This window comes from Thermostichus sp. MS-CIW-36 (assembly GCF_054059035.1).
Window position 1 is genome coordinate 80,029 of record NZ_JBSSBR010000005.1, and the last position, 22,263, is coordinate 102,291.

Sequence of the window (22,263 nt, forward strand, 5' to 3'; positions counted from 1 at the left end):
GAACCCTTGAGTGGCCGCAATGATCCCACCGGATGGATCCCCCCTTGCTTCTGTCCCTGCCTGGCATAGCCTCACCCTCGCCGCTGCCATCCAGAAGTTGCAGACCGATCCCAATCGCGGCCTCACCACTCAGCAGGTAATCCAGAGGCAGCGGGAGTATGGCCCCAATGAGCTGATCACCTCTTCTGGCCGTAGCTCCTGGCAAGTCCTGCTGGATCAATTCCGCAACGTCATGCTGCTGATGCTGATCGCTGTAGCCGCGATCTCGGCCACTTTGGACTTGCAAGAAGGCGAGTTTCCCAAAGATGCCCTGGCCATTTTGTTGATCGTCGGCCTCAACGGCAGCCTGGGCTATTTGCAAGAAAGTCGGGCGGAAAAAGCGCTGGCGGCCCTGAAAAAACTGGCTTCCCCTACCGTGCGGGTGGAGCGGGATGGCCTGTGGCAAGAAGTTCCAGCCAGCCAACTGGTGCCGGGGGATCGCGTGCTGCTGGAGGCGGGGGTACAGATCCCAGCCGATGGGCGCTTGGCCGAGGCCGTGAACCTGCAGGTGCGGGAAGCAGCTTTGACCGGAGAAGCCACCCCTGTAACCAAACAGGCAGATTGCGTACTCCCGCCGGACATCGAGCTGGGGGAACGGCGCAACATGGCCTTCATGGGCACCGAAGTGATTCAGGGGCGAGGGATCCTCTTGGTTACTGCCACCGGCATGAACACGGAGCTGGGCAAGGTGGCGAAGCTGCTACAAACGGTGGAAAACGAGCCCACTCCCCTGCAGCGGCGCATGAGCCAACTGGGCAATGTGCTGGTGTCGGGATCCCTGGCTTTGGTGGCCTTGGTGGTGGGGATAGGGTTGCTGCAAGCCGGGAGTATGGCCCCTTTCACCTCGCTTCTGGAAACCTCCTTGAGCATGGCCGTGGCCGTGGTACCAGAGGGGCTGCCTGCGGTGATCACTGTCACCCTGGCCATTGGCACCCAACGCATGGTGCGCCGCCATGCCCTCATCCGCCGCCTGCCAGCAGTGGAAACCCTGGGATCCGTCACCACCATCTGCTCCGACAAAACCGGCACCCTCACGGAAAACAAAATGGTGGTGACCGACATCGTTACCCCCGACCGCCACTACCACGTCAGCGGCAGCGGTTACATCCCCAAGGGCTCCTTCTACTGCGGCGGCCAGCTCATGGATCCGGAGAGCGCCCCAGATTTGCAGGCCATCTTGCGGGCCGTGGTGTTCTGCAACGATGCCCTGTTGCAGGCCAGTCTCCAACCTGTTGCCGGGCGTAACCCTCGGTCTGCAGTTTCTTCCCCCCCTTCAACGCCCACCTGGTCCATCCTGGGGGATCCCACCGAGGCCGCCCTGCTGGTGGCAGCCGCCAAGGCCAACCTCCACAAAGGCTCTTTACAGGAGTGCTACCCACGGGTGCAGGAGCTCCCCTTCAGCTCGGAACGAAAACGCATGAGCGTGGTGATCCAAGAAAACGGCGGCTACTGCGTCTACACCAAGGGATCCCCAGAGCTGGTGCTAGAGCGGTGTGATCGTATCCAGAAAGGGGGCACTTGGCAGGAGCTGTCGGAAACCGATCGCCAAGCCATCCTCGGCACCAACAACCGCCTGGCCGCCCAAGGTATCCGGGTTCTGGGGGTAGCCACCCAGAGGCTAGAGCGGATCCCGGACAACGGGGAAGAGGTGGAGCACAACCTGGTTTGGCTGGGCTTGGTGGGGATGCACGATGCTCCGCGACCAGAGGCGCGAGAGGCCGTGGCCCGCTGCCGAGAAGCTGGGATCCGCACCCTGATGATTACCGGCGATCATCAGCTCACGGCTGTGGCCATTGCCCGGGAGTTGGGCATTCTCGAGTCCGAAGATCAGGCCATTGACGGACGCACCCTCTCCCGCTTGAGTTTCGAGGAGCTGCTGCAAACGGTACAAACCGTCAGGGTCTATGCCCGCGTCGCCCCCGAACACAAGCTGCGCATTGTCCAGGCCTTGCAAAAGCAAAACGAGTTCGTGGCCATGACCGGGGATGGGGTCAACGACGCCCCTGCCCTGCGCCAAGCGGATATTGGCATCGCCATGGGCATCACGGGCACCGATGTGAGCAAAGAGGCCAGCGATATGGTGCTGCTGGACGACAACTTCGCCACCATCGTGGCCGCCATCGAAGAAGGGCGAGTGGTCTACAGCAACATCCGCCGCTTTGTGAAGTACATTTTGGGCAGCAACATCGGTGAGGTGCTGACAGTGGCTGCTGCCCCCATCCTGGGCTTGGGAGATGTGCCGCTGACACCCCTACAGATCTTGTGGATGAACCTGGTGACCGATGGCCTGCCCGCTCTGGCCTTGGCTTTGGAACCGGCGGAGCCAGGGGTGATGCAGCGCCCCCCCTTCAACCCCAAAGAGAGCATCTTCGCGCAGGGTCTGGGAGCCTACATGGTGCGCATCGGCGTGGTTTTTGCCATCTCCACAATCCTCATGATGGCCATTGTGGAAGCCTACATCCCCCACTGGCGCACAATGGTCTTCACCACCTTGTGTATCGCCCAGATGGGCCATGCGCTGGCCGTGCGCTCCAACGAGAAGCTCACCATCGAGACCAACCCTTTTTCCAACCCCTACCTGCTGGGCGCGGTCCTGACCACTCTGCTCTTGCAATTGGCTCTGCTCTATGTGCCTTTCTTGCGCAGCTTCTTTGGCACAGAGGAGCTAACCCGCACTGAACTTTTGATCTGCTTGGGCTTTAGCACCGTGGTTATGGTCTGGGTGGAGTTGGAAAAACTCTATTGCCGCTGGCGCAAGGGATCCCGCTGAATCTTCACAATTATTTTTCACAATAAAGCATCTTCACAATAAAGAGTCTCTCTCCCTACTGCACCCAGAAACAAAGCTTTGAGCCAAGACTCATTTCCCCAAAAAGCCACTCTTGAGGAATCCTGCCCATTGCATAGAGGCCATTTCCGCAAGTTAGCTGAGCTTCCCCTTTTGACCTCCAAGATAAGCTGGAAAGACTTGCTGGGATACTGTGGAAAGGGGGCAGGAATCTCTGGGTTCTATGCACAGAGAGCTATGGGCGGTAGGGAAAACGGTGGGCCTGGTGGATCCCTCTGGCCTTGCCTTTTGGCTGCTGGGATCCCTCTTCTTGGCTCTCCTGCTGCTTGGCGTCAGCCTGGGGGAAAGTCAGCCGCTTTCTGTCTTCAGAGGGATCCTGGGATCCCTTTCTCGAAGATTTCCCTTCCAACCTCCTAGAGGCACCCCCAGCCCAGAGGCTCGTTTTCGGGCAGCCTTGGAAGCCAGCTTGGATGCTATTTACCTGCTGGAGGCGGTGCGGGATCCCGTTACCCGCGAGATCCGCGACTTTGTCTTTGTGGATGTCAACGCCAAGGGGGAAGAGCTCATTTCCCTCCAGCGCCGGCAGATCATCGGCCAGCGGCTGTGCGAGCTGCTGCCCATCAACCGCTGGGGGGGCTTTTTTGAGAAATACAAGCGAGTGGTGGAAACCGGCATTCCTCTGGAAGAGGAGTTCCCCATTTCGGGGCAGCCGGGCTTGAAGGCCAGTTGGATCCATCACCAAGTGGTGCCGGTGGGAGACGGGATCCTCATCACCAGCCGCGACATCAGCGAGCGGGTCAAGATGGAGCGGGCTCTACAGGAAAGCGAGTCTCGCTACCGCGCCCTCTACGAGGCCATTCCCGACTTGATTTTTGAGCTCAGCGCCGAGGGAGTCATTCTTCATTGCAAGCCTTCCCCTTACGTTCCCACCCGACATCCGCCTGAGTTTTACGTGGGTTGCCGCGCCCAAGACGTGTTTACTGGCTCGCTGAAAGAGCAGTATCCATCTCTGGCGGAGGGGGCCTTGGTCAGCCAGACGCCGCAGTACCTAGAGTACGAAGTTGAGATTGAGCCGGGGATCCGCTGCTATCGGAGAGCCTGCGTTGTCGCTCACGGGAGAGACAAAATTTACATCCTGGTGCGAGATATCGTGCGAGATATCACCGAGCGGAAACAGGCGGAGTTGGCCCTTAGAGAAATGGAAGCCACCCAGCGAGCCATTCTAGAAGCCATTCCCGACTTGATCTTCCGCCTGGATAGCCAGGGCATTTGCTTGAGCTTTGTCTGGGGGGGCGAGGTTGTTCCCTATAGCTCACCCGACACCTACGTGGGCCGATCCCTGCAGGAGCTTTTGCCACCGGAGTTGGCCGAGCGGCGGCTTTTCTTTGTTCAGCAGGCTATAGCTACCCAGACGCGGCAGCGCTACGACCAAAGCATCGAGATTGAAGGGGAGACCCGCCACGAAGAGGTGCGCATTGTGCCCCTCAACGCCCAAGAGGTGGTGGTGATCGTCCGCGATGTAACCGACAGGGTGCGATCCCAGCAGGCCGTCCAGGAAAGCGAGCAGAAGTTCCGGGCGCTGTTTGAGAATGCCGCTGTGGCCATCCTCATCCGTCATGCCGAGACCGGCGAGATCCTGGAGGCCAACTCCCAAGCCATTACCGCCTACGGGTTTTCCAGCCTGGAGGAGCTGCGGGCCTTCGACACTTTGGAGCAGTCTCCCTATCGCCGGGCTTTGCAGGGGAGGGAGTTTGCCTTGCAGTCCTACTTGGAGCAGGCCCGCTGCCAGGGATCCGCCCGCTTTGAGTGGCAATGGCAGCGGCAGGATGGCCGAGTTGTCTGGGAAGACGTGTTTGTGCAGCCCCTTGTCTTGCGCGGGATCCCGTGTTGGGTGTTTACCGCGGTGGACATCACTGCCCGCAAGTCGGCAGAAGCGGAGCTGGAGCAGTTTTTCTCGGTGGCTCTGGATTTGCTTTGCATTGCCGATGCCCAAGGGTACTTTCGCCGTCTCAACCGCGCCTGGGAGACCACCCTGGGCTATTCCCTGCAGGAGCTCCAGAGCCGACCCTTTTTGGAGTGGGTTCACCCGGAAGATGTCCCCGCCACACAGGCCGCCATGCAGCAGCTTGTCGAAGAGAAACGGCTGGATCACTTCGTCAACCGCTACCGCACCCAGGACGGCAGCTATCGTTTCATCGAGTGGCGAGCCTCTTTGGCCGGATCCCTGTTCTACGCCGCCGGACGGGATATCACCGTAGCCAAGCTGGCAGAAGAGCAGATGAAAGCAGCCAAGGAAGCTGCCGAAGCCGCCAGCCGGGCCAAGAGCGAGTTCCTGGCCACCATCAGCCACGAGATCCGCACCCCCATCAACGCCATTTTGGGGATGACCAGTCTACTCCTGGACACCTCCTTGGATCCGCAGCAGCAGGATTGGGTACAGACCATCCGCTATGGAGGCGAGGTGCTGCTGAACCTAATCAACGACATCCTCGATTTCTCCAAGATCGAGTCCCAAAAACTGGAACTGGAGGAAATACCCTTTTCCTTGCTGCAGTTGGTGGAAGAGCTGCTGGATTTGATGGCCGCCCAAGCCCAGAGCAAGGATCTGGAACTGGTGGCCTGGGTGGATCCCAGCCTGCCGCCAACCTTGATAGGGGATCCGGGCCGCCTGCGGCAAGTTCTGGCCAATCTGCTCAGCAACGCCATCAAGTTCACCCCCCAGGGAGAGGTGGTGGTGACGGTCGAGGCCGGGGAGAGGGATCCTGAAAAGCAATGGGTCAACGTTCAGGTGCGGGATACGGGCATTGGCATTCCCCCCGAAAAATTGGATCGCCTCTTCAAGCCCTTCAGCCAGGTGGATAGCTCCATCAGCCGCCAGTTTGGGGGCACCGGCCTGGGCTTGGCCATCAGCCAGCGTCTCTGCCAGCTCATGGGGGGAGCAATCGGGGTGGAAAGTCAGCCGGGCCAGGGATCCACTTTTCGCTTTCGCATCCCCCTTCGCATTCCCCTGAAGAGGTTAGACCAGGAGCCATCGGCAACAGCTGCGCCGGATCCGTGCTTGGCCGGCAAGCGGGTTTTGCTGGTGGAAGATAACGCCAGTCAACGGCAGTTGCTATCCCGACTGCTGAGCGCTTGGGGCATGGAGGTAACCTGTTGTGCCTTGGCGGCAGAAGCCCAGGCTGCAGTTAGAACTCGTCCTTTTGACCTGGCCCTTCTGGATGCCACCCTGCCAGACCGGGATGGCTTGACCCTGGCGGCTGACCTGCAGACAGCGCAACCCCGCCTGTTACCGCTAGTGCTGACGGGGCGCAACTTCATCTCCACAGCAGACCCTCTCCCCACTTTGGCCAAGCCGGTCAAAGCCTCCCAACTGCGGAAGCTGCTGCTGGGGCTTGTGGGAGAAAAAGCTCCTTCCTCCTTATCTTCCTCTCCCGCCGCTCCTCCCTCCATTTGGGACGCGACCCTGGCCAGCCGCTACCCACTGCAGATCCTGGTGGCAGAGGATAACCCGGTTAACCAGAAGGTGATTCGCCTCATGCTGGAGCGATTGGGCTACCGGCCCGATATTGTCGGCAACGGCCTAGAAGCCGTCCAAGCTCTGCGCCTGCGCCCCTACGATCTGGTGTTGATGGATATGCAAATGCCGGAGCTGGATGGTCTTGCGGCCACCCGTCGCATCCGCGCTGAACTGCCTCCTGAGCGCCAGCCTCGCATTGTTGTCCTCACGGCCAATGTGTTTTCGGAAGGCCGTGCTGCTGCCCAAGCTGCTGGGGTAGATGGCTATCTAACCAAACCCTTGGAGCCAGCCGCCCTAGTCCGGGTTCTTCAGGGATCCCTTCCCCTTCCCATCCCGGCCAGCCAAGAAGAGGATCCGCCCCTCGACCCCGTTATCCTCGCCCAGGTGCGGGCAGTCTTCAGCTCTCCAGAAGCCTGGCAGGAGATGATCCAAACCTACCGGCAGGACAGCGAAGCTCTATTGGGATCCCTGCGGCAGGCCCTAGAGCAGCGGGATCCCCAAGCCATTGCTCGGTTGGCCCACCGCCTCAAGGGCAGCAGCAGCACCCTGGGCGCCAAACGTCTGGCCGAGCTGTGTCAGCAGTTGGAAAAGCTGGTTCATGCCGAGCCAGCCAGTTCTGTAAAATGGGATACTATAGAGCAAGCCGTGCAGCAGCTGGAGGTGGCATATCGGCAAGTTACCCTCAGTCTCTCCTCCTGAGTGCAGAGCCTTTCTCCCTCTCCTCTCAATGCCTATGCTGAGGCCTAATCCCCATCCTCCGGCCAGCTCGCCGGCGGTTCCTGAGGCCCAGGCGGGATCCCCCTCTCCTGAAAAGAAGCCGTTGTTGTTGATCGCGGACGATGAGCCCAGCCAGCGACTCTTGGTTCGCTACGCCCTTGAGCGAGAAGGCTACCAAGTTCTAGAAGCCAGCAGCGGCGAAGTCTGTCTGCAGCTAGCCGCTCAACACCCAGTGGATATGGTCTTGCTGGATGCGGTCATGCCGGATGTGGATGGGTTTGAGTGCTGTCGCCGCCTCCATGCTCAAAACTCGGATCTGCCCATTCTCATCGTCACGGCGCTGGAAGATGAGTCCTGCGTGGATGAAGCCTTTGCTGCCGGGGCCAGCGATTACATTTCCAAACCCATTCGCTGGTCGGTCTTGAAGCGGCGTATCCGTCACCTGATCCAGGCCAGCCAAGCCCAACGCCACCTGCGGGAACTTAACCAAGCCCTAGAAGCCAAAGTGCAGGAACGTACCGCCCAGCTGGCCTGCCAGGTACAGGACTTGCAGCAGCTCAGCCGCCTTAAGGATAGCTTTCTGGCCAGCGTTTCCCACGAGCTGCGCACTCCCCTCACCAAGATCAAGTTGGCCCTGGAACTGTTGGGCCGCACTCCTCTCAACGAGAAGCAGTGCCAATACCACCGCATTGCCCTGGAAGAATGTCAAGCTGAAATCGAGCTAATCAACAGATTGCTGGATCTGCAGAGCCTAGAAGCCAAAGAGTTGAGCTCTGCGGCTGCCGCCATCGATCTCCACAGCTTTTGCACAAGCCTACTCAATGGGGTGCGAGAACGGGCTCAGGCTCGGCAACTGAAGCTGGAGATGGCGGAGCTGACCTCACTTCCCGCAGTGCTCTACAGCTACCCGCAGCAGCTAACCCTGATCCTGAAGGAACTGCTGGAAAATGCCTGTAAGTTCACCCAGCCGGGCGGAACCCTCCGCTTGGAGGGGCAAGCCTTTCCCGGTGGGGTTGAGTTAAGAGTCGGCAATACCGCCCAAATCGAGCCTGAACACCTGCCCCACCTTTTCGAACGCTTTTACCGTGTGCCTTCTGAGGATCCCTGGGCGCAGCCGGGCAGCGGCCTTGGACTGGCCTTGGTGAAGCATTGGGTGGAGTATCTGCAGGGCCAAATCCGGGTCACCAGCCAGAAGGGATGGACTTGGTTTGTCCTTTGGCTGCCCAGCCTAGAGCCCTCCAACCGTTGACGCCCAAAGGCGGGTGGGAGGCAGCGATTGAGACTTTAGTGACCAACGACAGCAGCGGTCTCAGCAGTGGCAAAGGAGGTGCCACACCCACAACTGGCGACTGCGTTGGGGTTCTTGAAGCGGAAGCCACCGCCCAGCAGATCCTCGGAAAAGTCGACAGTGGTGCCGCTGATCAAGGTCATGCTCAAGGGATCCACCGCCACCTGGATATCCCCAAAGTCGAAGGTATGATCGTCAGGGTTGGCCTGAGACTCGAAGTTCATCACATAAGAGAGGCCAGAGCAGCCGCTCGGCTTGACCCCCAGACGCAGGATGGGCTGGGATCCCTCTTTTTCGTACTTGCTGCGCAGGCGCTTCAACTCTTGGATGGCGCTATCGGTCAGGGTGATCATGACGAGAAGGCTCAAGGGTACGTTCTACTCCCCATCCTATCAAGGGTTTTTTCTCGGCCAGCGAGAGCAGTTGGTAAGCTAGGGATCCCAATCCTTGAGGTCTTGCCCCTGTGACAGATCCCAATGCCATTCGGATCACCTTTTTGGGCACCAGCTCCGGCATGCCCACCCGCCAGCGCAACGTCTCCGGGGTGGCGGTGCAGTTTCCCCAGCGGTCGGAATGGTGGCTGTTCGATTGCGGCGAGGGCACCCAACACCAGTTGCTGCGCCTAGATGAGCTGCGCCCCAGCCAGTTGCGCCGCATTTTTATCACCCACATGCATGGGGATCACATCTACGGCCTGCCGGGGCTGTTGGCCTCCTGTGGCTTGGGCAGCACCCCTGAGCACATCGATATCTACGGCCCGCCGGGCCTGGAAGAGTACCTGAAGGCCGTGTTGCGCTACAGCGAGACGCGCATCCCCTACGGCTTCCGCGTTCACACCGTCGAAACCGGTCTCATCCTGCAAGAGCCGGAATACTCCGTCTTCTGCGCGCCCTTGGATCACCGGGTGCCCGCCTTCGGCTACCGCGTGGTGGAACAGGATCGGCCAGGCAGCTTTAATGTGGCCAAAGCCCAAGCCGATGGGATCCCCTTTGGCCCTCTGTATGGGCAGCTCAAGGCCGGCCAATCCATCATCTGGCAGGGCCGCTGCTTTCACGGACGGGATTATGTCGGGGATCCCATTCCGGGCCGCAAATTCTCCTACTGCACCGACACCATTTTCTGCCGCAACGCCGTCGATCTCTCCCGGGCTGCGGATCTGGTCATCCACGAGGCTACCTACGCTCAGGCTGACTTGGAGCTGGCCCGCCGCTCCAAGCATTCCACCGCCGCCATGGCCGCCCAAGTGGCCGCCGAAGCCAAGGCCCAAGCTTTGATCCTCACCCACTTCAGCCCCCGCTACACCCCAGAGGCCCCCATTACCTTGGAAGACCTGCTGGCAGAAGCTCAGGCCATTTTCCCCAATACCCTGCTGGCCCGCGATCGGCTGACCTACGAGATCCCCCGTCGCAGCCCGTCCCCTCTGCCGGTGGGTGTGGGCTTGCCTCGCTAGAATGGTAGAACTGACTGTCTCAACCGGCAATGACGGATCCCAGACCTTACCCCGAACGCCCCCAATTTCCAGAGCGGCCCAAAACCGAACAACTGGATCAAACTGCCAACGAATGGCGAGCCTTCAGCGCTTTGCCCCCTGCCACTTCTCTGCCCCCGGTTCAAGCCGAGCGGCCAGCCCCGCAAACGGCTGCTGAGGGAGAACCCCTGCCGAAATTGGCTCCCTGGAGCAAACGAATTGGGGCCTTTGCCCTCGACTTTGGGCTGGGGCTGGGGATCTCCTACCTAGCCCAAGGCTTGGCTGCTCTGGTAGGGGCCAATGCAGGCGCCGTGGACATGACCGGCTATCTCGCCTTCTTCGCCACCTGGCTGGTGAACCGCGGCTATTTCCAATCCCGTCCTGAGGGCCAAAGCCTCGGCAAATGGCTGCTGAACATCAAAACCCTGGATCCCGAAACCGAAGCCTCGCCGCACCTGGTTCGCTCTCTGGCTCGAGAGGGGGTGCTCTCCCTCTTTGTGCTTACAGAGGCCCTGCTGGTGCCTCTGGCTGCGGATGGGCTGTTTGCCGTCTTCGACAAGGAAAAACGCCAAACCATTCACGACCGGGCTGGACGCACCCTGGTCGTGGAAGCGGAGCGGGGCTATCACCTGGATGAAAAAGTCCTGCAGTTTTTGCAGGACATCCTAGAGGGGGACGCTGCTGACGACGTCAAATCGGCTGCTCGCGACCTGCTGCGCCAAGCCCAGCGCAATGACACCGTGCGGGATCTGTCCAAGCAGTTGCAGCGCCTGAGCAAAGATGTGGATCGCAACGCCCGTAGCCTACGGCAACAAACGGGCAAGCAAGTGAAAACTTGGGTTGATTCCGTCAAGGAAAAGTTGGATAATTGGTGATCGCGCTTATCGAGGTAAACCCCCATCTCCAGCCTCAGGATCTGGGATTGCAGTTTCCTCATTGCCGTTTACCTTCGTCTTGGGATCCGTCATGGCTAAAGCAAAGGGTGCCCGCATCATCATCACCCTGGAGTGCACCGAGTGCCGCACCAACGTCAACAAACGTTCTCCAGGTGTGAACCGCTATACCACCACCAAAAACCGCCGCAACACAACAGCCCGCTTGGAGCTGAAGAAATTCTGCCCTCACTGCAACCGCCACACCGTCCACAAAGAGATTAAGTAGTTCAAGCCGTTTCGCCGTTCTCCTGACCTATGGTTTACGCTCGCCGCCGCCTGTCTCCCATCAAGCCGGGAGAACCCATTAGGTACACCGATGTTGAGCTGCTCAAGAAATTTGTTACCGAGCGAGGCAAGATCTTGCCCCGCCGCATCACCGGCCTGACCGCCAAACAGCAGCGGGAGCTCACTGCCGCGATCAAACGAGCGCGCATCATGGGTCTTCTTTACTTTGTCAACAAAGAGGGATAGCTTTCTCCGGATCCCGATGGGCCTGCAGCTTTCGCCGGAACTCCAAGCCCGCTTGTCCCAGCCCCTCAATATCGGCGGGGTAAAAGTTTTGAGCCGCGTTTTTCAGGCGCCGCTGTCAGGGGTAACCGACCAAGTCTTTCGAGGGCTGGTGCGCCGTTTTGCCCCCCACAGCTTGGTTTACACGGAAATGGTCAGCGCGACCGGCTTGCGCTATGCCCGCCAGTTGCCCCGCATCATGGAGGTTGGTGAGGGGGAGCAGCCTATTGGCATCCAACTGTTTGATTGTCGGCCCGACTTTCTGGCGGAAGCAGCCCGCATGGCTGTGGACGAAGGGGCGACCTTGGTGGACATCAACATGGGCTGCCCGGTGAACAAGATTACCAAAAACGGCGGCGGCTCTTCTCTGCTTCGCGATCCCGACACGGCAGCGCGAATTGTGGAGGCGGTGGCCAACGCAGTGGAGGTGCCCGTAACCGTGAAAACGCGCCTGGGCTGGTCGGATCAGGAGATCAACATTTTGGATTTTGCCCACCGTCTGCAGGAGGCAGGGGCGCAACTGCTCACCCTGCATGCCCGGACACGCGCCCAAGGCTTCAACGGCAAAGCCCGCTGGGACTGGATCCGCCGCGTCAAACAGCACCTGCGCATTCCCGTCATCGCCAATGGGGATATTTTCTCGACAGCCGCAGCGGTGAAGTGTTTGGAGGAAACCGGAGCCGATGGGGTGATGTGCTCCCGCGGCACCATGGGCTATCCCTTTCTGGTGGGGGAAATCGATCACTTCCTGAAAACCGGTCAAGAAAGACCGGCCCCCACTCCCCTGGAGCGGATTCAAATGGCCTTAGAGCATCTGCGCGGTCTCTGGGAGTACAAGGGAGAACGTGGCATCCGTCAGGCCCGCAAGCACATGACTTGGTACATCAAAGACTTTGCCGGAGCCTCTCAATTCCGTGCTCTCCTCTGTCGCATTGAGACGGTGCAGGAAGGGGAAGCCCTGCTTCTTCAAGCCATGGAGCGCTGCCAAGAAGCCACACCTCGACCGGAAGAGGCCATTAAAACCACCGAGGAGGTCGACCTTCTCCCTGAAGCCGGTTGGGCGTAGCTGATACATTTACGCTGAACACTGCTGAACATCACTGTTCAACTATGCAGCGATAGCATTCTGTTTGTTTCCATTCGCGTTAGCGGGACGGAGTCCAAACAGAATGGCGGTATCCCGCAAAGCTTTGAGTAGAGTACCCAAAGCGCAGTTTCCGTGTCGTCTTACTACCAATTTTCTGCTTTGCTTTGGCTACCATGTTGGCAGACTCGAAAGTAAACAGAAAGATCAACTGGTAGTAATCCGTACTGAACATATTATACATTATTTTCAGTATAGTTGAGCTTATTATTGACTAGAGTCATGCTCTAAGGATCCCCACAATTGGAAATTGCTTGGAAATCGCCGCATGTCTGCCTTGGCTGTAGCCTGTGGCCCCGAAAAAGGCTATTGCGCCTGCTGCTGGGACAGGGCTGCCACCAACTTTTCTCCCATTTCCTGGCAACCCACTAAAGTCATTCCCTCAGAGTAGAGGTCTGGGGTGCGGTACCCTTGCGCCAAAACGGCTTCTACCGCCTGTTCGATGCGGTCGGCAGCTTGCGGCTGATCCAGGGAGTAGCGGAGCATCAGGGCGCCGGAGAGCACCTGGGCAATGGGGTTGGCTTTGTCTTGTCCGGCAATGTCGGGAGCCGACCCATGTACCGGCTCGTATAGGCCGGGGCCAGAGGATCCCAGAGAGGCAGAGGGCAGCATACCAATAGAGCCGGTCAGCATGGCCGCTTCATCGGAGAGGATATCGCCGAAGAGATTGCCCGTGAGGATGACGTCGAACTGCTTGGGCCAGCGCACCAACTGCATGGCGGCATTGTCGATGTACAGGTGGGAAAGTTCCACCTCCGGGTACTCAGCCGCAATGACATTGACCCGCTCCCGCCACAGTTGCGACACCTCGAGAACGTTGGCTTTGTCCACCGAGCAGAGCTTGCGCCGGCGTTTGCGGGCCAGCTCAAAGGCAACTCGGGCGATCCGATCCACCTCAGCTTCGCTATAGACCATGGTGTTCACGCCGCGCCGAGATCCTTGGGCATCCGTGAAGATTCCCTTAGGTTGGCCGAAGTAAATGCCCCCCGTCAGCTCCCGCACTACCACCAGGTCGATCCCCGAGATCACCTCTGGCTTCAGGGAGGAGGCCCCCACCAGTTGAGGGAAGACTTTTACCGGGCGCAAGTTGGCAAACAGCCCCAGCCCCGCCCTCAAGCCCAACAAGGCCCGCTCCGGGCGTTTCTCAGGAGGCAGAGCGTCATACTTGAAGTCGCCGACAGCAGCCAGATAAACGGCATCGCTCTCTTGAGCCATTTTCAGGGTTTCTGCCGGCAAGGGATCCCCAGTCTGGTCGTAGGCAGCCCCGCCGATTAGGCCCTCTTGCCACTGGAGAGCAAATCCCATCTGCCGGGCAACTGCATCCAAAACGGCTCGTCCCACCCGCATGATTTCGGGGCCGATGCCATCTCCGGCGAGGGCTGTGATCCGGTAGGTTCGAGCAGTTGAAGAAGAAGTGCTCATGAGCGGTCAAGCTGAAGATGAGGGCGTAGAGATACTACCATTTCGGCGGACTTGCCCATCCCTTGGCAAACAGGTTTGCAGACAACTCCTCTAAAAAGCTCTCCAAATAACAAAGTGCAGCCTGGCCACCAACCTGCTGCACTCTGATGGTGATTCTGATGGTGATGATGACGATCAACCCATCAAGCGGGAGTCCCAGATGTTCTTTTAGAACAAGCCCAAGGTGACCCACTTATCCAAGGGCAAGGTGGCACCTATGCCCAGGTAGAGGGTGACCAGAGTGCCGATCAGGAACACCGTTGTCGCCACTGGGCGGCGCAAGGGGTTTTGGAACTTGTTGACGTTTTCGATGAAGGGCACAAACAAGAGACCCACAGGAATGGCAGACATCAGAGCAATTCCCAACAGCTTGTTGGGAGCAATCCGCAGGATGTGGAAGGCGGGGTAGAGATACCATTCCGGCAGAATTTCCAGAGGCGTAGCAAAGGGATCCGCCGGCTCCCCTACACCTGCCGGATCCATGACTGACAGGCCAACGATCACTCCAATAGTGCCCAGGATCACCACCGGAAACATAAAGAGCAAATCGTTGGGCCAAGCAGGCTCACCATAGGTCATGTGGCCCATGTTTTTCTTCAGCTTGGCTACAACTTTGGGGTTGTCTAGATCAACCTTGCGGGTAATGGCCTCGGTCGCTATCACCTGTTTTGAGACAGCCATGAGAGTTCTCCTTATCTAGGGACAGAAGTTCTGAAAAAGTGGCAGGTAAAGATCCCAGTTACCAGGAAAGTCAAAGGCGTCTGGGAGTCAAACCTTGCTCACAAAGGCCCAGAAATGCCTTGGCGGCGGATCATCAAAAAGTGCATGGTCATAAAGACTGCGGTCAGCCAGGGTAGCACGAAAGTGTGCAAGCTGTAGAAGCGAGTCAGGGTAGCTTGACCAACCGCTTCGCCACCCCGGATCAGTTGCACCAACAAGTCGCCCACCACCGGAATGGCACTGGGCACACCGGAGACGATCTTGACCGCCCAGTAGCCCACCTGATCCCAGGGCAGGGAGTAGCCGGTAACGCCAAAGGAGACGGTCAGCACCGCCAAGATCACGCCGGTTACCCAGGTCAGCTCACGGGGCTTTTTGAATCCCCCTGTCAGATAGACCCGGAAGGTGTGTAGGATCATCATCAGCACCATCATGGAGGCGCTCCAACGGTGGATGGAGCGCAACAGCCAGCCGAAGTTCACCTGGGTCATGATGTAGTTCACCGATTCAAAGGCCTCAGCCACCGTCGGACGATAGTAAAACGTCATGGCGAAGCCGGTGGCAAACTGAATTAAGAAGCACACCAGCGTCACCCCGCCGAGGCAGTAGAAGATGTTAACGTGAGGCGGAATGAACTTCCCTGTTGCGTCGTCGACGAAAGGCGTAATCTCCAGCCGCTCGTCCAACCAGTCGTAAACTTTGCTCATAATGCCTGCAATTCTTGAAATTGGATCTCGAGGGCGGGGCAAGCCCACCCCACTCAGCAATGTAACACAATCTTTTAACACCATCCTGGCGTCGGGCTCAGCTTGGGGACGAAGATCTCGATCCCAGGAGGCCAGGCAAGTTTTCGATATTGCGTTTTGTTCATGTTTCTTAATGTTTCTTAATGTTTTTTGGGATCGATGGTTGTGCAGAAGCCGAGATACACAGGGATCCGCTGGAGAGGGTGGGGGATCCGCCTTGTCTTGCTTGGGTGTTTGCTCTGGGCGAGTTTGGGCATTGGCGCCTGTCCGGTGCAGGCCAGCCGTTGGGGAGAAGAGCAGCAACTGCTGGCGCAGGCTTGGGCCTATGTGGATCGGGCCTATGTGGATCCGGGGTTTAACGGGCAAAACTGGTGGCAGGTGCGGCAACGGTTTCTCTCCCGGCCCTTAAAGGAGCGCAAGCAGACCTATCAGGCCATTGAGGAGATGTTGGCCACTCTGGGGGATCCCTTTACTCGCTTTCTGGATAAAGAGCACTACCTCAGCCTGCAGACCTCCACAGCCGGCGAGCTGAGCGGTGTCGGCTTGCAGATTGCCATCGATGAGCAGGGGGCGGTGCGGGTGATTGCCCCCATGGAAGGCACTCCTGCCGAGCAGGCCGGGATCCAACCCCAGGATGAGATTTTGGCGGTGGATCGGGTGCCGGTGGCGGGGCTGAGCCTGGACGAAGTGGCCGAGCGGATGCGGGGGCGCAGCGGCACGCCGGTTACTTTGAAGCTGAGGCGGCAGGATCGCATTTGGGAGGTGGAGCTGGTACGCCAATCGATCACCATCAACCCCGTGCGCACCCGTTTTTTTGAGCTGCCTCAGGGATCGGTGGCCTACATTCGCCTCAGCCAGTTCAACGGCAATGCTGCCGCTCAAGTCCGCCAAGCCATTCGAACCGCAGAAGCTCAAGGGGTGCGGGGCTACATTCTCGATTTGCGCAACAATCCGGGGGGACTCTTGCAGGCGGCTATCGAGATCGCTCGCTTCTGGATCCCCAAGGGCGACATTGTGCTGGTGACGGATCGCCACGGCATTCAAGACAGCATTCCCGCCACCGGCGAGGTGCTCACAGAGGCGCCGCTGGTGGTCTTGGTAAATCAGGGCAGCGCCAGTGCCAGTGAAGTGTTGGCCGGGGCACTTCAGGATAGTGGGCGAGCCCAACTGGTGGGAACGCGCACCTTTGGCAAGGGTCTGATTCAATCCCTGCTGGAGCTGGCGGATGGATCGGGGCTGGCGGTGACCACGGCCAAGTACCTCACCCCCAGCGGCCACGACATTCATCGCCAGGGGATCCAGCCCGATGTGGTGGTGGCGGAGGGATCCATTCCCCTGACGGCAGAAACCCTGGCCGGGCCGGAGGACATCCAGCTGCAGCGAGCCTTGGAGTTGTTGGGGCAGACCCAAGGGATCCCGGTGGCCAAAAGCGGGTGAGGGAGGAGATCCCGCTCCAGACCCAGATCTCAATCGTTGGCATTAGGATTTGGATTCCTGTTTGTTTTCAATTCGTTTTAGGATCAGAGGCAGGGTTTCCCGTCCAGCGCTGATCTCTGACTCTGTCCGCTCCCGCCCGCATGAACGCCATCCAGCAATTTCACCACTTTTTCAACTGCTGCATTGGGGCTTGGCGCACAGAGCGCACCTACCATTACCTAGACCGTGGCGAGGTGGAGCGCTCCCGCACCGAGTTCACCATTCGCACTCTCACCCCTGAGCTCAAGCACAAGGTGCTCACCGACAACAACTACCCCAACCACAACGTGGATGGTTTTTTGGGCTTTCACTTGGCTTTTGAGACCGTTTCCGAAACGGGGGAGGAGGCCGGGCAAGAGCTGAACATGCTGTTTGTCCCTCGGCAGGAAACCCCCCTGGGGCTGCAGGGAGACTACCTGCGGGATCGGGCCTACGAGGAAGATCGCCCGATGGTGGCGGCTTTCCGGTTTGATCCCGGATCCCTGCAACTGGTGATGACCACCACCTACACTCGTGTGGTTGCTGTAGATACCATCACTCTGCTGAATCCGCGCCTGCGCCTGCGGCAGATCCTTACCTACCAACGTCCCCCTCAGGGTCAGCCTTTGCAGGAGCTGTTGCTGGTGGGGTTTGGGGTAGAACAGAAGCTGACGTGACCTACTCCCGCACTCATGCTGATGCATAGAGGACGGGGCTTCCCGGCGGTCTAGCTAACCTGCGGATCCTGAGCATGACGCTTCCCGAAGACCTGAGATTGTCTCAGCACTTGGCTCTGATCCAGTTGAGGTTCGAGCGAGGACAATACCGGCAGGCGCTAGAGGAGGTTAAGCAGGCCCAAAGCCGCTATCCGCAGTCGGGTAAGCTACGGCTCTGGCAGGCCCTGGCCCAAGAAGCCCTTGGCGAAACGCAGGAGGCCATCCTGTTGGCCCAAACCTTGCTGCGCAACCCAGATCCAGAAGTTGCCCAGCAGGCTCGCTATGTCTTGGGTATCTGGCAAGCCCCTCGTCTGCGGCGTCCAGCGGAGTGGTTGAGCGAAATTCCCGATCTCAGCCGGCTGGAGGAAGCTGATCCCCCAGAGTACCGCTTGGCCTATGGGCGCTCCCAACGCAAAGGCCCTTCCCCAAGATCTGGGGATCCCCTCAGCCGCCGGGCAGCGGATCCCCCGTTGGACACTAAGCCCCTCATCTGGGTGTTGATCGGGATCCTCTCGACCCTGCTGGCCGTGATGGCTTGGCTGCCCTAGAGGGGGGTATAACCCTCGCCGCTGCTGGGTTAGTGGGGAGCATGCCTCTAACCCCCAAAACCCTGAACTTTGCTGAATTTACTGAGCTTTAGGCGGTTTGGCAAAAGTCATTGAGAGGGATATAGTAGACCAAGTTTCCCCCTGATCCTTGAGTCCACCGCAACGGTTGCCGGGAAGTGAAGGGGGAAAGCGCTCGGGGGGTATTCCTCAGGGCTTTGCGGGATACCGCCTTCCTGCTCAGAGATAGGCAGGATGCGATCACTTCTTTCCTGAACCATGTTCAGGAGAGTTCAGCGTGAATGTATCAGATACTGGGAATAGAGGAGACGCTAGGTCTAGCTCAGGGGAGCGGATCTGCGTCCTAGGGATCCCGACAGGCTCCTCGGCAATTGGGGCAGAAAGCGGAGGTTAAGAGTGGCTACCCAAACATTGGTGATGGATGCAGTGGAACAGTTGGGCCTGCGGGTCACCTTGGGAGATATTGCATCCAGCACAGGCTTAGCTTTACACGAGGCCAAACAAGAGCTACTGAATTTGGCCCAAAAGGCGGAGGGGCATCTCCAGGTTTCCCGGCAGGGGGAGATTACCTACGTTTTTCCACCGGATTTTCGCAGCATTCTCAAGCGCAAGGAGCAGCAGGATCAGCTGGCGGCCCTGCGGCGCAAACTGTGGGGGGGCTTCCTCTATGGGCTGCGCATCTCCTTCGGCATCCTGCTGGTGGTGTCGATTGTCTTGATTGTCCTAGCGTTGATTGCCTTGCAAATGGCCAGCAGCCGCGAGCAGGACAATCGCAGCCGATCGCGGGGGATAGGGTTTTATTACTTCCCCAACCTTTGGATCGGCAACCCCTTCTGGGATCCTTACCCCTACTATGGGAGCTACTCCGATCGGACGCGCCCCCGCCAGCCGCAAAAATCCGAGCTGAACTTCCTGGAAGCGGTGTACAGCTTCCTCTTTGGGGACGGGGATCCCAATGCCAACCTGGAGGAGGAGCGCTATGCCCTCATTGGCCAACTGATTCGTGCCAATGGGGGGGTGATCGCAGCGGAACAGGTGTTGCCCTACCTGGATGTGGAGCCGGGATCCCCGGCCTTGGAATACGAAGATTACATGCTGCCCATTTTGCTCAAGTTCGACGGTCAGCCGGAGGTCAGCGAGGACGGGGACATTGTCTACCGCTTTCCGGAACTGCAGGTGGCCGCCTCAGAGCGTGAGCCCAAGAGGATCCCTGAGGTGTTGCAGGAGAAACCTTGGGTGTTCAGCCGGGCCACGCCTGGTCAACTGGCCCTGGCAGGAGGCTTGGGAGTTCTCAATTTCTTTCTGGCCGCCATTCTCTATGGGGCACGGGAGGAGGTGGCAGCGGCAGCCGGCAGCAATGCTTTTTTGGCCTTCATCTACCCGTTGATCGGCTTCCTCTTCCTCTACGGCAGCCTCTTTTTGGCGGTGCCCGCCGTTCGGTGGTTGACCTTGCAAATCCGCAACCAGGGAGTGGAGCGTCGCAATCGTGTCCGGCAGCTTTGGCGAGAGCATCTGCAGCATCCCACAGAGGCGCTGCTGCGCAAACTCAACTTTGCCCGCCGCTTCCGCCGTCAAGAAGTTGTGCAAGAGTCGGACACCATTTACTCAACCGATCGGGATTTGATCGAGCAGCGGGACTACCGTCTGGACGAGCCGGTGTTCCGCCAGCTTTTGGAATCCAAAGCTCAGCAGGAGTACCCGGAAACCGAACAAGTGCGCCAGCAGCGTCCGCTCTAGAAAGGGCATGGCCTTTGGGCAAACTCCCGGTCTACCGTTTAGGCCGAGACAGATTCGAGTTTCTTGGCCAGCCGGCGAATCCAGCGCTTGGGTTTGCTTGGACTTCTTTCTCCCCCGGAGAACTCACAGCAACCACTCCGAGACCCGCTCCCCCACCTTCTGCAAATCCAGAGGAATGGCCACCGCCTTGCCCATACGAGGTCTCTGACGGGTGGACTCGATCTCCCGGCGCACCGATTCCCACACCCCCCAAGCCTGCAAATGGGCCAGCACTCTCTCCAAGTGGGCCAGATACTCCGCCTCGCTCAAGGGAAAGGAGGGCTGCTCCAGGTAGCGCCACATCACCAGCAGCACCACCTTCTGCTGGATACGGCGCAACTGTACGTCGTAGGAACAGCCCCACTTCTCGCGCAACAAAGCTTGAAAGTCGGATCCCTTCATCAGGACTGCTTGAGACTGGCTTGGATCTGGCTCCAACCTTGCCGGGTGGGCCGCTCACCTTGGGAAGAAAGGCTACGGCCTCTTCCAGCGTTGCATTTCTTAACGATATTGGCCAGAGGGGTCGGTTAGGATGATGTCGCTTGTCAACGAACGTTAAAACTTCTCAGGTTTGCATTTGCCATTATGACGGAAGCGGTTAGCAACTTTGAAGCGCCCCCCATGAGCCGGCGGGTTCTTCTCAATGCCCTGCTCAGTGGCTCTGTGGGAGTCGTAGTGGTGGGCGCCCTCTACCCGGTGGTGAAGTACTTTATCCCGCCCTCTTCCGGTGGAGGGGGTGAGGGCCTCATCGCTCAGGACGCCCTCGGCAAGCCCATCAGCGTCAGTGAGCTGTTGGCCACCCATGCTGCCACGGACCGGGTGCTGGCCCAAGGTTTGAAAGGGGATCCCACCTACATCGTGATCGACAATGGGGCGGTGGCCAACTACGGCCTCAACGCGGTTTGCACCCACCTTGGCTGCGTGGTGCCCTGGAATGTGGGGGAAAATTTGTTTAAGTGCCCTTGCCACGGATCCCAGTACGCGGCCAATGGCAAGGTGATTCGGGGGCCGGCTCCCCGCTCGCTGGAGCTGGTGAGCGCCACGGTGGATGGCGACAACGTTCGCTTCAGCCCCTGGCAAGGCCCTGATTTCCGGGAGACCTAAAGGGCAAGGGATCCCGCCGGTTCTGCCCAGGCAATTGCGTCAGCGGTGCGGAGCACCTTTCCAGTCCAACTGTTGACCGGCCCCTGATCTCCCTGATCTAGAAGGATGGTGAGGTAAGGATCCTGGCTGTGCCGGCTTTTGCCGAACGATTTGGGGCAAATTGTCGAGATGGCTGTTCCAAGACTGTGTCCTAAACCTGTGATGGAAATTCATTCTGAGCTGAGAGTTATGAAGCGAATCTGCTTGGCCTTCTGTGGGCTGCTGCTGTTGCTGGGGATGGGGGCACGTCCGGCGGCAGCCTACCCCTATTACGCCCAGATGGCCTACGACAACCCCCGCGAGGCGACCGGAAAAATTGTCTGTGCCAACTGCCACCTGAACGCCATGCCCACTCGCGCCGAGGTGCCGCAGGCAGTCACCCCCGGCCAGGTGTTCACCATCAAAGTTGGGATCCCCTATGACCTGAGCAAGCAGCAGGTGCTGGCAGACGGCAGCAAGGGTGGGTTGAATGTGGGCGCGGTAGTGGTCTTGCCGGAGGGCTTCCGTTTAGCCACCGAAGCCGAGATGACCGAGGAACAACGGCAAGAAACTGCCGAGACCTACATCACCCCCTACAGCGACGCGAAGCCCAACATCCTCCTGGTCGGGCCTTTGCCGGGCGAGCAGCATCAAGAAATCGTCTTTCCAGTGGTGGCCCCTGACCCGAAAGAGGATCCCTCGGTGGCCTTCATGAAGTATCGCGTTTACATTGGGGCCAACCGAGGTCGCGGTCAGCTTAACCCCGACGGCAGCCTCAGCAACAACAACGTTTTCCGCGCTCCGGCCACCGGGCGTCTAGTCAACATCGCCACCCTCGACTCCGATATCAGCGATCTACCGGCTGAATTGGCCAGCCTGGTGCCCCCGGAATATGAGCTGCCAGGCACGCGGGTTCTCAGCTTCGAGAGCGAAAGTGGGATCCACAACCTGGTGGTGCCACCTGGGCCGGAGCTGGTGGTTGCCGTTGGCGACAGCGTCAAAGAAGGGGATCCCGTCACCAACAATCCCAATGTGGGCGGCTTTGGCCAGGTGGAGCGGGATCTGGTGCTGCAAAGCCCGGAGCGGGTGAAATGGCTGGTGGCTTTCCTGGCAGCCGTTACGATTGCCCAGCTCTTATTGGTGCTCAAGAAAAAGCAGGTGGAGCTCATTCAAGCCGCCGAAATCCTTGGCTAGCTCAAGCTCTTTCCTGGCCTGCACCTCGGAGGTATCCGAGGTGTTTTTTGTTCTGTAGGGCTGATAGCAGTCGTGGTTTTTATTACCATCTATTTCAACTGCTC

General features: G+C 59.0%; 19 protein-coding genes. 14 read left to right on the forward strand and 5 right to left on the reverse strand.

Annotation, left to right across the window (positions count from 1 at the left end; translation table 11 throughout):
* Positions 1-19 precede the first annotated feature (19 nt).
* The 3 genes from ACVWVQ_RS04055 (at position 20) to ACVWVQ_RS04065 (ending at position 8,310) form a co-directional block, all read left to right on the forward strand.
* Complete coding sequence (locus tag ACVWVQ_RS04055) at positions 20-2,809, forward strand: cation-translocating P-type ATPase (protein ID WP_457507043.1); 2,790 nt, start codon at positions 20-22, stop codon at positions 2,807-2,809.
* A 241-nt stretch (positions 2,810-3,050) separates the two neighbouring features.
* Positions 3,051-7,043 carry a PAS domain S-box protein gene (locus tag ACVWVQ_RS04060; protein WP_457507016.1) on the forward strand — a complete coding sequence of 1,331 codons (3,993 nt, stop codon included), beginning with the start codon at positions 3,051-3,053 and terminating at the stop codon, positions 7,041-7,043.
* A 34-nt stretch (positions 7,044-7,077) separates the two neighbouring features.
* Entirely contained in the window at positions 7,078-8,310 is a 1,233-nt protein-coding gene (locus ACVWVQ_RS04065) for a hybrid sensor histidine kinase/response regulator (RefSeq protein ID WP_457507019.1), read from the forward strand.
* A 35-nt stretch (positions 8,311-8,345) separates the two neighbouring features.
* On the opposite strand, the gene ACVWVQ_RS04070 is transcribed toward ACVWVQ_RS04065, so the two are convergent.
* Positions 8,346-8,702 carry a HesB/IscA family protein gene (locus ACVWVQ_RS04070; protein ID WP_457385211.1) on the reverse strand — a complete coding sequence of 119 codons (357 nt, stop codon included), beginning with the start codon at positions 8,700-8,702 and terminating at the stop codon, positions 8,346-8,348.
* A 110-nt stretch (positions 8,703-8,812) separates the two neighbouring features.
* On the opposite strand from ACVWVQ_RS04070, the gene ACVWVQ_RS04075 reads away from it, so the two are divergent.
* The 5 genes from ACVWVQ_RS04075 to dusB all read left to right on the forward strand — a co-directional run bounded on the left by ACVWVQ_RS04075 (position 8,813) and on the right by dusB (position 12,325).
* Positions 8,813-9,799: a ribonuclease Z gene (locus tag ACVWVQ_RS04075; RefSeq protein ID WP_011433242.1), complete on the forward strand. Its 987-nt coding sequence runs from the start codon at positions 8,813-8,815 to the stop codon at positions 9,797-9,799.
* A gap of 29 nt (positions 9,800-9,828) precedes the next feature.
* Entirely contained in the window at positions 9,829-10,692 is an 864-nt protein-coding gene (locus tag ACVWVQ_RS04080) for an RDD family protein (protein WP_457507021.1), read from the forward strand.
* A 91-nt stretch (positions 10,693-10,783) separates the two neighbouring features.
* Positions 10,784-10,978, forward strand: coding sequence for a 50S ribosomal protein L33 (gene rpmG, locus ACVWVQ_RS04085; protein ID WP_011433240.1), 195 nt, complete (start codon positions 10,784-10,786; stop codon positions 10,976-10,978).
* A 29-nt stretch (positions 10,979-11,007) separates the two neighbouring features.
* Positions 11,008-11,223 (forward strand): 30S ribosomal protein S18, encoded by a 216-nt coding sequence (rpsR, locus tag ACVWVQ_RS04090; protein WP_011433239.1) that lies wholly within the window; start codon positions 11,008-11,010, stop codon positions 11,221-11,223.
* A 16-nt stretch (positions 11,224-11,239) separates the two neighbouring features.
* On the forward strand, positions 11,240-12,325 hold the full coding sequence (dusB, locus tag ACVWVQ_RS04095) for a tRNA dihydrouridine synthase DusB (protein WP_414417759.1): 1,086 nt from the start codon (positions 11,240-11,242) through the stop codon (positions 12,323-12,325).
* Positions 12,326-12,709: 384 nt separating this feature from the next.
* Here the strand turns inward: dusB and leuB are convergent, their stop codons facing one another.
* The 3 genes from leuB to petB all read right to left on the reverse strand — a co-directional run bounded on the left by leuB (position 12,710) and on the right by petB (position 15,291).
* Positions 12,710-13,825: a 3-isopropylmalate dehydrogenase gene (gene leuB, locus ACVWVQ_RS04100; protein ID WP_414399133.1), complete on the reverse strand. Its 1,116-nt coding sequence runs from the start codon at positions 13,823-13,825 to the stop codon at positions 12,710-12,712.
* Between the two features lie 207 nt (positions 13,826-14,032).
* Positions 14,033-14,545, reverse strand: a complete 513-nt coding sequence (gene petD, locus ACVWVQ_RS04105; RefSeq protein ID WP_011433236.1) for a cytochrome b6-f complex subunit IV — start codon at positions 14,543-14,545, stop codon at positions 14,033-14,035.
* 98 nt (positions 14,546-14,643) lie between these two features.
* Positions 14,644-15,291, reverse strand: a complete 648-nt coding sequence (gene petB, locus ACVWVQ_RS04110) for a cytochrome b6 (RefSeq protein WP_041436518.1) — start codon at positions 15,289-15,291, stop codon at positions 14,644-14,646.
* Between the two features lie 198 nt (positions 15,292-15,489).
* On the opposite strand from petB, the gene ACVWVQ_RS04115 reads away from it, so the two are divergent.
* The 4 genes from ACVWVQ_RS04115 to ACVWVQ_RS04130 all read left to right on the forward strand — a co-directional run bounded on the left by ACVWVQ_RS04115 (position 15,490) and on the right by ACVWVQ_RS04130 (position 19,804).
* Positions 15,490-16,767, forward strand: coding sequence for a S41 family peptidase (locus tag ACVWVQ_RS04115; protein ID WP_457507023.1), 1,278 nt, complete (start codon positions 15,490-15,492; stop codon positions 16,765-16,767).
* Positions 16,768-16,907: 140 nt separating this feature from the next.
* Positions 16,908-17,462: a phycobiliprotein lyase gene (locus ACVWVQ_RS04120; RefSeq protein ID WP_414400675.1), complete on the forward strand. Its 555-nt coding sequence runs from the start codon at positions 16,908-16,910 to the stop codon at positions 17,460-17,462.
* A 74-nt stretch (positions 17,463-17,536) separates the two neighbouring features.
* A complete protein-coding gene (locus ACVWVQ_RS04125) occupies positions 17,537-18,049 on the forward strand; it encodes a hypothetical protein (protein WP_457385195.1) in 513 nt (170 codons plus the stop codon).
* A gap of 414 nt (positions 18,050-18,463) precedes the next feature.
* Entirely contained in the window at positions 18,464-19,804 is a 1,341-nt protein-coding gene (locus tag ACVWVQ_RS04130) for a hypothetical protein (protein WP_457507025.1), read from the forward strand.
* Positions 19,805-19,927: 123 nt separating this feature from the next.
* Here ACVWVQ_RS04130 and ACVWVQ_RS04135 read toward each other — a convergent pair whose 3' ends face one another.
* Positions 19,928-20,245, reverse strand: a complete 318-nt coding sequence (locus ACVWVQ_RS04135) for a DUF3067 family protein (RefSeq protein WP_414375168.1) — start codon at positions 20,243-20,245, stop codon at positions 19,928-19,930.
* A gap of 183 nt (positions 20,246-20,428) precedes the next feature.
* On the opposite strand from ACVWVQ_RS04135, the gene ACVWVQ_RS04140 reads away from it, so the two are divergent.
* Together ACVWVQ_RS04140 and ACVWVQ_RS04145 are read left to right on the forward strand one after the other, a co-directional pair.
* Positions 20,429-20,947, forward strand: coding sequence for a cytochrome b6-f complex iron-sulfur subunit (locus ACVWVQ_RS04140; protein ID WP_414351678.1), 519 nt, complete (start codon positions 20,429-20,431; stop codon positions 20,945-20,947).
* Between the two features lie 228 nt (positions 20,948-21,175).
* Complete coding sequence (locus ACVWVQ_RS04145) at positions 21,176-22,159, forward strand: apocytochrome f (RefSeq protein WP_457507027.1); 984 nt, start codon at positions 21,176-21,178, stop codon at positions 22,157-22,159.
* Positions 22,160-22,263 lie beyond the last annotated feature (104 nt).